The 10,336-nt window shown below is 70.0% G+C and carries 10 protein-coding genes; 8 read left to right on the plus strand and 2 right to left on the minus strand.

What is annotated here, in order from left to right:
* Positions 1–497 precede the first annotated feature (497 nt).
* Entirely contained in the window at positions 498–2,333 is a 1,836-nt protein-coding gene (gene dnaA, locus AB0K03_RS20495) for a chromosomal replication initiator protein DnaA (RefSeq protein ID WP_364687095.1), read from the minus strand.
* Positions 2,334–3,105: 772 nt separating this feature from the next.
* On the opposite strand from dnaA, the gene rpmH reads away from it, so the two are divergent.
* From rpmH to AB0K03_RS20535, 8 genes are all read left to right on the plus strand, one after another.
* Positions 3,106–3,243 (plus strand): 50S ribosomal protein L34, encoded by a 138-nt coding sequence (rpmH, locus tag AB0K03_RS20500; protein ID WP_364687097.1) that lies wholly within the window; start codon positions 3,106–3,108, stop codon positions 3,241–3,243.
* Between the two features lie 34 nt (positions 3,244–3,277).
* Positions 3,278–3,634: a ribonuclease P protein component gene (gene rnpA, locus AB0K03_RS20505; RefSeq protein WP_364687099.1), complete on the plus strand. Its 357-nt coding sequence runs from the start codon at positions 3,278–3,280 to the stop codon at positions 3,632–3,634.
* Positions 3,631–3,888, plus strand: a complete 258-nt coding sequence (gene yidD, locus AB0K03_RS20510) for a membrane protein insertion efficiency factor YidD (protein WP_199513248.1) — start codon at positions 3,631–3,633, stop codon at positions 3,886–3,888. The genes rnpA and yidD overlap by 4 nt, the downstream gene beginning before the upstream one ends.
* Before the next feature lies 1 nt (position 3,889).
* Positions 3,890–4,921 carry a membrane protein insertase YidC gene (yidC, locus tag AB0K03_RS20515; RefSeq protein ID WP_364687101.1) on the plus strand — a complete coding sequence of 344 codons (1,032 nt, stop codon included), beginning with the start codon at positions 3,890–3,892 and terminating at the stop codon, positions 4,919–4,921.
* A 145-nt stretch (positions 4,922–5,066) separates the two neighbouring features.
* Positions 5,067–5,627 carry a R3H domain-containing nucleic acid-binding protein gene (locus AB0K03_RS20520; protein ID WP_364687103.1) on the plus strand — a complete coding sequence of 187 codons (561 nt, stop codon included), beginning with the start codon at positions 5,067–5,069 and terminating at the stop codon, positions 5,625–5,627.
* A gap of 9 nt (positions 5,628–5,636) precedes the next feature.
* A complete protein-coding gene (rsmG, locus tag AB0K03_RS20525) occupies positions 5,637–6,485 on the plus strand; it encodes a 16S rRNA (guanine(527)-N(7))-methyltransferase RsmG (protein WP_364687105.1) in 849 nt (282 codons plus the stop codon).
* Positions 6,486–7,847: 1,362 nt separating this feature from the next.
* On the plus strand, positions 7,848–8,960 hold the full coding sequence (locus tag AB0K03_RS20530; RefSeq protein WP_364687107.1) for a ParA family protein: 1,113 nt from the start codon (positions 7,848–7,850) through the stop codon (positions 8,958–8,960).
* On the plus strand, positions 8,957–10,051 hold the full coding sequence (locus tag AB0K03_RS20535; RefSeq protein WP_364687109.1) for a ParB/RepB/Spo0J family partition protein: 1,095 nt from the start codon (positions 8,957–8,959) through the stop codon (positions 10,049–10,051). Before AB0K03_RS20530 ends, AB0K03_RS20535 begins: the two co-directional genes overlap by 4 nt.
* Positions 10,052–10,114: 63 nt before the next feature.
* On the opposite strand, the gene AB0K03_RS20540 is transcribed toward AB0K03_RS20535, so the two are convergent.
* On the minus strand, positions 10,115–10,336 hold a 222-nt coding region (locus AB0K03_RS20540; protein WP_364687111.1), incomplete at its 5' end, for a hypothetical protein.

Here is a 10,336-nt window from a genome sequence, read left to right on the forward strand (position 1 = left end):
GGGGCGGTGTCGCGCTCGATCGAGTCGGTGTGTGGAGTGACCAGCGCCGACCGGTGCCGGGTGGGCTGTGGGGTGCCGGGTGGGCTGTGGGGTGCCGGCCTCGGCTGGTGCCCGGCGGCTCTGGGAAACCGGCGGGCTGTGGAAACAGGCGGCCGCGATGGACCGCGCGGCGTTCGACCGATGGAACTCGGCTTGTCGGGTGAGCCGGGCTGGGGCGGCGATGGTGGCGATCAGGTCGAGGAGCCCGCATCGGGGTCTGCCCGGCCGGGCCGGCAAGACGGCGGCCGCCCGACCGGGCCGGCAAGACGGCGGCCGCCCGACCGGCCTGCTGGCGGCCTTCCCCCAGGGTGGTCGGTCGTGAGCCGTTCGGCAGGTCAGCCCGGCGGTGGGCGACGGCCTGGAGTGGCTACGGCCTTCTCCACGTGGGGGCTCCGGCCACGGTGGTGCGGTTGTGGGCAGGTGCGGCCGTACCGTCGAACGCTTTTGACCTGAAGGATCTAGGTGTTCTGCTTGATGCGGTTGGTGAGCTCGGCGATCTGGTTGTAGAGGCTGCGGCGCTCGGCCATGTGCTGACGGATCTTGCGGTCGGCGTGCATGACCGTGGTGTGGTCGCGGCCGCCGAAGGCCTGGCCGATGCGGGGCAGCGAGAGGTCGGTGAGCTCGCGGCAGAGGTACATGGCGACCTGGCGGGCGTTGACCAGGACGCGGGAGCGGGAGTGGCCGCGGAGGTCTTCGAGGCTGACGCCGAAGTAGTCCGCGGTCGAGACCATGATCTGGTCGGCGGTGATCTCTGGGCCGGCGCCGTCGGGCATGAAGTCGCGCAGGACCTCCTCGGCCAGCGACAGCTGCACCGCGCTGCGGGTGAGGCTCGCGAAGGCGGTCACCCGGATGAGAGCGCCTTCCAGTTCGCGGATCGAGTTGGAGACGCGGGATGCGATGAACTCGAGCACGTCGTCGGGGGCGTACATCCGCTCCTGTGCGGCCTTCTTCTGCAGGATCGCGATGCGCGTCTCGAGGTCCGGCGGCTGAATGTCCGCGAGCAGGCCCCACTCGAAGCGGGTGCGCATGCGGTCCTCGAGCGTCGCCAGTTGCCGCGGGGAGCGGTCCGAGCTGATGACGATCTGCTTGTTCGCGTTGTGCAGGGTATTGAAGGTGTGGAAAAACTCCTCCTGCGTACGCTCGCGGTTCTCCAGGAACTGGATGTCGTCGATCAGGAGGATGTCGACGTCGCGGTAGCGGCGCTGGAACGCCTGCGTCTTGTCGTCGCGCAGGCTGTTGATGAAGTCGTTGGTGAATTCCTCGGTCGACACGTAGCGGACGCTGCGGGCATGGCCGAGCGTGGTGGCGTAGTGACCGATCGCGTGCAGCAGGTGCGTCTTGCCGAGCCCGGAGCTGCCGTAGATGAACAGCGGGTTGTACGCCTTCGCCGGCGACTCCGCCACCGCGACCGCCGCCGCGTGGGCGAAGCGGTTGGACGAGCCGATGACGAAGGTCTCGAACATGTACTTCGGGTTCAGCCGGTTGCCGTCGTTGCCGCCCGGCCGTCCGGCGGCCGGGCCGCGCAGGTCGATGGGGGCACGGCCGGGACCGTTGTCGCCGCCGTGGCGTAGCTGCATCGTGTCGTCGCGGCGGTCCTGCGCACGCTCGTCGTGGTGGCGCTGGTTCTCGCGGAGCTGGGCCGGCTCGGTCGCGATCCGGTGCCCCGTGGAGTCGTTCGGGTTCTCCGAGTAGTGCGGCATCTGCCGCGGCGGCTCGGGGGCCGGCTTCTCCTCCGCCACGGTGGACTTCGCCGGCTCCGGCTGGCCCATCGGCAGCGGCGCGGCGAACAGCGCGTCCTGGCCGTCGCGCGCCGCCGGGACGCCGCGCGTGAACGGCGCCTGCGCCGACCCGGTCGGTGCGTCGCCCTGGTCGTAACTCTCGCTGTACGCGGGGGGCTGTGGATAACGATCCGGGTACGGCGGGGGCTGGGTGTCCGAGTAGTGCGCCGGCGGTTCCGAGTAGTGGGCGGGCGGCTGGGTCGCGGGCTCGGGCGGCGGGGTGCCGTACACGGTGCCCGGGCGGCCGGTGCCGTCCTCGGGCGGGCGGACCGTCACGGCGACCTGGATCGGACGGCCGAGCCGGCGCGACAGGGCCTCGGTGATCGCGAGGCGCAGCCGCGACTCGATCACGTCCCGCGTGTACGTGTCCGGTACGGAGAGCAGCGCAGTGTCCTCGACGATGGCGCGCAGGCGGGTCAGCCGCAGGTACGCACGCTGCTGAGCGGACGCGATCTCGTCCGCCAGCTCGTCCGTCGCCGCAGCCCAGACCCCGCCAAGGTCGACCGTATCGGCCACCGCCGCGCCACCCCCATCGCCACCGGACCCCCGGTGGCCTTGTTCGGCTTCCGCCTTGCCCGCCGTCACCCGTACGGGCGACGGACCGGCTCCCCCCAACCCAGCACATCCAACGTGCTGAACGTGCACGGCGCCACCGGCTGTCCACAGGTTATCCACAACCTGTGCACGCGTCGGCGGTCGCACCCCGGCCGGACGGTCGGCAGACTTCCCGGAGCCTGCGCTGGCGCGGGAAAACAGGCTCACCGTGCCGAACGATTCACCGCTCCGTCGGTTCCTCTGCGGCTCCGGTCCTCTGCGGTCCCGGTCCCTCCGCGGGTCCGGTGAGCGGGTCCGGTGAGGGTGGTTCCGGCGAGGGCGGTTTGCGAACAGCGCTGAAGACCAGCAAACGGGCACGCTAACAGCGCAGGCGCGTCCGCATCAACCGGCGGTACCCGGGGCGGGGCAGACGTGGCACGAAAAGATTCACTCCGTACGCGTATCGACCGGCCTGGGTGACGGAGGACGCGTGTTCAGAGCCTGCTGGGCCGGCGGGCGTGGCGGAGGTTTCGGGGTGCCGGCCGCTCAAGCTCTAAAGAAGCCCGGGCGTTTCGTCATGCCGTGCCTTTTGGGCCGAGTGGCGCGGCTCACGTGGGAACGGCGTGCCGTGTCGCAGGTGGTTGACCGTCGGTGTACCCCTGCGTAGGGTCGAGCGGTTGCTCCGCCGCGCTCTGCTAAAGTGGCGTCTTGCAGCTGATGCCCCCTGGACGTAGTACGAAGACGGAGTTCTGACGTGAGCAAGCGCACCTACCAGCCGAACAACCGCCGGCGCGCCAAGACCCACGGTTTCCGGCTGCGCATGCGCACCCGGGCCGGCCGCGCCATCCTGGCCTCCCGCCGCTCCAAGGGCCGTAAAGAGCTGTCGGCCTGAGCCGACCGCTGGTCGGGCCGGATGCCGGGTAGTCGTGCTGGCCGCGGAGCAACGACTGCGGCGTAGCACCGACTTCGCCGCAGCGGTTCGTGGTGGCCGCAGGGCGGGCCGCGGCACCGTGGTCGTCCACCTTCTCGTCGATGAGCCGGCGCAAGCCTCCGAGGCGCGCGCCGGCTTTGTCGTGTCCAAGGCGGTCGGCAACGCGGTGGTACGCAACAAGGTGCGTCGCCGGCTACGCCATCTGGTCCGTTCCCGGCTGAGTGCGCTGCCGGTGGGGACATCTCTCGTCGTGCGTGCGCTGCCGGCCTCGGCGTCGGCGTCGTTCGAGAAGCTCGGCACCGATCTGGACGCGGCCCTGGCTGCGGCGCAGTCACCCCGGCGGCGCCGATGACACCGCTTGCCCGGCTGCTGAGCGCGGCGATCGTCGCGTACCGTCGTTACGTGAGCCCGGCTCTGCCGGCTCGCTGCCGGTTCTACCCTTCGTGCAGCGCGTACGCCCTGGAGGCGGTCGCGAAGCACGGAGCACTCCGCGGGACCGGACTGGCGATCTGGCGGCTGCTGCGCTGCCACCCCTTCCACCCTGGCGGGTTCGATCCGGTTCCCGACCCGATCCGTCACCGTCCTGCCGATGTGACTGGAGCATGAATTGAGTCTCGACTGGATCTACTACGGCATTTCGTGGATCCTTCTGCGCTGGCATGCCCTGTGGGACACCATCGGCATCCCCGACGGAGGGATCCTCGGCACCAACTGGGCCTGGATCCTCTCCATCGTCTTCCTCGTGGTCACCGTCCGCGTGGTGCTCTTCCCCGTCTTCGTCAAGCAGATCAAGTCACAGCGGGCGATGCAGGCGCTGCAGCCCAAGGTCAAGGAGCTGCAGGAGAAGCACAAGGGTGACCGGGAGACGCTCCAGAAGGAAATGATGGAGCTGTACCGGGTCGAGAAGGCCAACCCGCTCATGGGCTGCCTCCCGATGTTCCTGCAGATCCCGGTGTTCCTGGGCCTCTTCCACGTGCTCAAGCACCTCAACCCGGCGATCTCCGACAAGTACAAGACGCTGTACGGCTGGTCCCTGGACCAGTTCAACAGCGCCACCCAGGCACGCCTCTTCACGGCCCCGATCCCGGCCAAGTTCGGCTCGAGCCCGGCCGACCTCGTCAGCCTCGACGCCAACGGCACCACGGTGAAGGTCGTCGCCGGCATCCTGGTCCTCATCATGATGGCGACCACCTACCTGACCAGCCGGCAGATGATCCTCAAGACCGGCTGGGCCGAGGACCCGCAGCAGAAGATGATCCAGCGCCTGATGCTGTACGGCATCCCGCTGTCGCTGCTCGTCTCCGGCTCCCTGTTCCCCATCGGCGTGGTCATCTACTGGGTCACGAACAACCTCTTCAGCCTCGCCCAGCAGCAGTGGGTGCTCCGCAAGTTCCCGCCGCCGCAGATGGCCGGCAAGGCGGGATCGACGTCGGCCCGCCCCGCGAGCAACGCCTCTGCCGGCAAGGGCACCGCGAAGAACCCGGTGCAGCCCGCGAACCGAGGCCTCTTCGGCCGCAAGCAGGCCCAGCCCGAGCCGACCACCCCGGTCGTGGACACGAAGGCGCTCGCGCCGAAGCCCGGCGCCAAGCCGGTCAACCCGAAGAAGGGCGCCCGGCCCGCGAACAAACCCAAGGGATGACGCAGCAGCGGCCCGGGCTCCGGCCCGGGCCGCGCGCGGCCCCGCCAGGGCAGCGACACAGACCTCCCCGCACCGGCGACGGAGCCGGCCGGCGCGGGAAACAGCGGACCGAGCAGGTCCGGCCCGAGAGTACGGAGATGAGACCGTGACCGACACCAGCACTCCCAGCGCCGAGGAGACCACCGCCACCGCCGCGGAGTCCGCCGGTACGGAGGAGACCAAGAAGTCGGAGAGCGTGGCCTCCGACTCCGACCTGTTCCGGCAGAGCGAGATCGCCGCCGACTACGTGGAGGGGCTGCTCGACATCCTCGACTACGACGGCGACATCGACGAGCTCGTCTCCGGTGGCCGGCCGATGGTCGAGGTCGTCGGCGGCCGGCTGCAGCCGCTCGTCGGCCAGCGCGGCGCGACGCTGGAGGCGCTGCAGGAGCTGACCCGCCTGGCGATCTTCCGCGCCACCGGTTCCCCCAGCCGGCTCCTGCTCGACATCGGTGGCTACCGCGCCACCCGCCGCAAGGAACTCACGGCGGTCGCCCGCAACGCGGTCGAGAAGGTCAAGGAGCACGGCGACGCCGTACGCCTCGAACCGATGTCCGCCTTCGAGCGCAAGTGCGTCCACGACGTGGTCAACGCGATTCCGGGCGTGGAGAGCGAATCCGAAGGCGTCGAGCCGAACCGCCGCATCATCGTCCGGCCGGCGGACTGATCGCGCGACATGACTGACCCACGCTTCGGCGCGGGAGACGGTGGCCCGGGCGCTGTGGTGCCCGGGCCGTCGTCGTCTTCCGCGGCTTCCGATCCCGCCACCGTTTCTCTTCTCGTCCCCCCGGCAGAGCACCGGGAAGCCGCCGAGCGGGTGTTCGGCGCTCGCCTCGACCTGGCCGGCCGGTACGCCGAACTGCTCGGCACCGACGGCGTCGTACGCGGTCTGATCGGCCCTCGCGAGGCCCCCCGCATCTGGGAACGACACCTGATCAACTGCGCGGTTATGGCCGAGATGATCCCTATCGGCGCTTCGGTGATTGACGTGGGGTCTGGTGCCGGTTTGCCCGGTATCGTGCTGGCAGTGGCCCGGCCCGATCTCACGATCACCCTGGTCGAGCCGCTGGCACGACGTACCGCTTTCCTGACCGAAGCGGTGACAACGCTCGGGCTCGACACGGCCGTCACGGTCGTCCGGGGACGAGCGGAAGACCTCGCCGGTGGACCCCCCGCCCCCGCCGATGTCGTCACCGCCCGCGCGGTGGCGCCGCTCGACCGGCTCGCCGGATGGTGCCTCCCGCTCGCCGCCGTCGGTGGCCGGCTGCTGGCACTCAAAGGTGCCTCGGCCGCGGAAGAGGTCGCGGAACACCGCCAGGCGGTCGCCCGCCTGGGCGGCGGCGAACCGGTCGTCCGGCTCTGCGGAGCCGGCCTGATCGACCCGCCGACCACGGTCGTCGAGATCGTGCGGGAGCGCGACGTCGTGGCACCACGGCCAAGGCCGTCCAAGCGGGCGGCCACCCCGGGCCGCTCCGCCGACGCCGGCGGGCGCGGCTCCGGGAAGAGGAGATCGCGGAGGGGATAGATGGGCAGGCGGGGCGCTCGGAAGCGTACGGGGAAGGTTCCAGCCCCGCCCAGGTCGGCCGGGTCTGTTCCGGCTCCCTCCGGCGCTGGTTCGCCGCTTGTGAGCGGTGGAGCGGCGGGTGTTGGCGGTGGTTCGCCGCTGGTGGGCGGTGGTTCGCCGGGTGTTGGCGGTGGTTCGCCGCTGGTGGGCGGTGGTTCGCCGGGTGTTGCCGGTGGTTCGCCGCTGGTGGGCGATGGTTCGTCGGCTGCGGCAGGTCTTTCGCCGCTGGTGAGCTCTGCTGGGCCTACCCGGCCCGGCTGGCCACTCGGCGGTGGTGGCGTTGCGCGTCCGTCATCGGTTGCGGGTTCGTCATCGGTTGTGGCTCCTTCACCCGTCGACGCCGCACGGGCTGAGTCTCCGGTCGCGGCGGCTCGGGTCTCTCCTGAGGCTGTCTCGATCGACATGGGCGCCGCTTCCATGCCGGGGTATGAGGCTTTAGCGGGTCTGGCCTCTGGCAGCATGAGCGCCTCCAGCTTGTCTCCCGCCGCTGTTTCGGCCCGCTCAACCGGTGGGGTGCCTACTCCCGATCGCTCCCCCTCACCTGCCTCGCCGGACCGTCCCTCCTCCGAGGTGTCCGTATCTCCCGAGACAGGTGAAGAGAGACCCGGCCGCGATCACGGACGGCGGTCCTTCTCCGCGGTGGGCTGGCCCGAGCAGATCCGGGCGTACGGCGGCAGGATGCGGCTCGTACCCGGATTCATGACGTTCGAGGCGGGACCGATTCATACGGTCTGGACTCAACAGGCGGACAACCGTGGCATGGCCCGCCCGGCGGCCGTAGGCTGGCCGCGCGTCGATAGTGTGGACCGGACGGCGGGCGCGCCGGATGCGCCGCCGTTTCCTGCCGGACCGCACGCTCGCGGTGCCGACCCAATCCAACCAGGCAGGGATAAAACGGTGCATGAGTATGGCAGGGGCCCCGACGGTGACCCCGGCTGGGACGGTGTTTCACGTGAAACCGATCCGTACGCCGGTCCCGATCGGAGTGTGAGCTTGAGCGTCACCTTCAACAGTGGGGAGCAGGGCGTGCCACAGCCGCGCACGGGGAACAGCGGTCAGGTGTACGGCACGCCGGTTAGTCCAGACGTGTCCTCTTCCGATCCGCGGCGCCCTGCTCCCGCGCCGCGATCCGGCCCACCCGCCTCCTCTGTGTCGGGCTCTGCGCCCGTACCGTCGTCTGCTCCGCCGGCCATGCAGCAGCGCGAGGTGGAGTACGGGGCTCAGCCGACGTCGGCGCCCCGCAGTGTCGGTGTCGAGGCCGGCGAGCACCCGGTTTCCGCTCCCCCGATGTCGTCTCGGCCGTCCTCGGCTACGGACGGCGGAATGGCGGTCCACGACGGCTTGGCCGTCAGCGGCGGCATGGCGGGAGATGGCGGCCCGACTGCCGCTGCCTCCGCCGCTGCCTCCGCCGCTGCCTCCGCCGCTGCCTCCGCCGCTGCCTCCGCCGACGGCGATGGCGGCGCTGTGCGGGACGGCGGTTTGGCGGTGACGAATACGGCGGTCGAGTCGTCAGCCGACGGCACCGCAGCCGAGCATGTTTCACGTGAAACGCCGAGCCGGGATGACGACGATCCACCATTGGCCATGGAAGCGTTGCGAGCTGTGCAGATTCTCAACCCGAGCGGCGAGATCACCATGCCGCGGCCGGATCACCCTCGGGTGCTCTGTGTCGCCAACCAGAAGGGTGGCGTCGGCAAGACCACCACCACGGTGAACCTGGCGGTGGCCCTCGCGCTGCACGGCAACCGTGTGCTCGTCGTCGATCTGGACCCGCAGGGCAATGCCTCCACGGGCCTCAACGTGCCGCACCACGCCGGCGTCCCGGACGTCTATGACTGCCTGATCGACAACGTTCCGCTCGCTGAGGTCGCGCAGCCGGTCGAGGGCATCCCGAACCTCTTCTGCGTACCGGCGACGATCGACCTGGCAGGTGCCGAGATCGAGCTCGTCTCCGTCGTCGCCCGCGAGTCTCGGCTGGCTCGGGCCATCGCGGCACATCCGGAGAAGTTCGACTACGTCTTCATCGACTGCCCGCCGTCGCTCGGCCTGCTGACGGTTAACGCCTTGTGCGCGGCGCAGGAAGTGCTCATCCCGATCCAGTGCGAGTACTACGCGCTTGAGGGCCTCAACCAGCTGATCAACAACATCAACCTGGTCCGGCAGCACCTGAATCCCACGCTCGACGTGAGTACGATCTTGCTGACGATGTACGACCGCCGTACACGTCTCGCAGACGCCGTGGAGCAGGACGTCCGCAACCACTTCGGGTCGAAGGTGCTCGAGGCGGTGATCCCCCGCAACGTACGGGTGTCGGAGGCGCCGAGCTACGGCCAGTCCGTGATGACCTACGATCCGGGATCGCGGGGAGCCACGAGCTACTTCGAGGCTGCTCTGGAACTCGCTATGCGCGGAGTCAACACGGGAGGCGCGGCATGAAGAACCGTCCACGGGGTGGCCTCGGCCGCGGCCTGGGGGCACTGATCCCCACGGCGCCGCCGGCCGCTGCGACGGTCGCTACCGAGGCGCCACCCGCCGCTCCCCCGGCTCCGGCGCAGTTTTCCGGATCCGGCGCGGAACCGCCGTCGGCCGATATTGCGGCCGCCGTACCGGAATCGGCCGACGTGGCGCCCCAGGTTTCTTCCGAGCCCGCGCCTTCGGCACCTCCGTCTGGGGCGGAGGACGACGGCGGCCTCGCGCCCGTACCCGGCGCCAGCTTCGCGGAGCTGCCCGTCACGGCGATCGTGCCGAACCCCAAGCAGCCCCGGTCGGTCTTCGACGAGGAGGCCCTGGAAGAGCTCAAGACCTCGATCCAGGAGGTCGGCTTTCTCCAGCCGATCGTCGTCCGCAACATCGGCGACGGCAAATACGAACTGGTCATGGGTGAGCGCCGCTGGCGCGCGGCCCAGGCGGTCGGCAAGGACACCATCCCCGCGATCGTCCGCGAGACCCGCGACGACGCGATGCTTCGGGACGCCCTGCTCGAGAACATTCACCGCGCCAACCTCAACCCTCTCGAAGAGGCGGCCGCATACCAGCAGCTCCTCGACGAGTTCGGCGCCACACACGAGGAACTCGCCCGGCGGATCGGCCGGAGCCGCCCGCAGATCTCGAACACGATCAGGCTGCTCAACCTGCCGGCCCCCGTGCAACGCCGCGTCGCCGCGGGCGTGTTGTCCGCCGGTCACGCTCGAGCCCTGCTCAGCCTGGAAGACCACGACCAGCAGGAACAGCTTGCGCTCCGGATCGTGGCCGAGGGCCTTTCCGTACGCGCAACGGAGGAACTCGTCTCGCTCGCCATCGCCGACGGCCCAGCGAAGAAGTCGACACCGGCCCGGCGCGCAAAGGTCCACGCCCCCGCGCTGAACGACCTCGCGGAGCGACTGTCCGACCGCTTCGACACGCGCGTGAAGGTCGACATCGGCCGGAACAAGGGCAAGATCACGATTGAGTTCGCCACCGTCGACGACCTGGAACGCATAGTGGGCATGATCGGCGTCGAGGACGAGGGTACGGCCGCAGGAGACTGACACCGCGGAAGCCGTCGGCCGGCCGCGACGGACGAAGACACTCGGGCACGTGATTCTGGCGGATCACGTGCCTTCTTCATGCGGCGAGTGTCCGAACGTCCCTTCAGTTTCCCGCTCCCTCTTGCCGCTGTCGGGTCTTGCCGCTGTGGGTCTTGCCGCTGTCGGTCTTGCCTGCTGTTCGGCGCTCCCCTGCTGTTCGGCGCTCCCCTGCTGTTCGGCGCTCCCCTGCTGTTCGGCGCTCCCCTGCTGTTCGGCGCTCCCCTGCTGTTCGGCGCTCCCCTGCGT

It is taken from the genome of Actinoplanes sp. NPDC049316, from assembly GCF_040677315.1.
Lineage (GTDB): Bacteria > Actinomycetota > Actinomycetes > Mycobacteriales > Micromonosporaceae > Actinoplanes.

Coding starts and splice junctions, on each gene's coding strand:
- yidD (WP_199513248.1), top strand. CDS start 3,631: ATGACACCGCTTGCCCGGCTGCTGAGCGCGGCGATCGTCGCGTACCGT.
- AB0K03_RS20530 (WP_364687107.1), top strand. CDS start 7,848: ATGGCGGTCCACGACGGCTTGGCCGTCAGCGGCGGCATGGCGGGAGAT.
- AB0K03_RS20535 (WP_364687109.1), top strand. CDS start 8,957: ATGAAGAACCGTCCACGGGGTGGCCTCGGCCGCGGCCTGGGGGCACTG.
- rsmG (WP_364687105.1), top strand. CDS start 5,637: ATGACTGACCCACGCTTCGGCGCGGGAGACGGTGGCCCGGGCGCTGTG.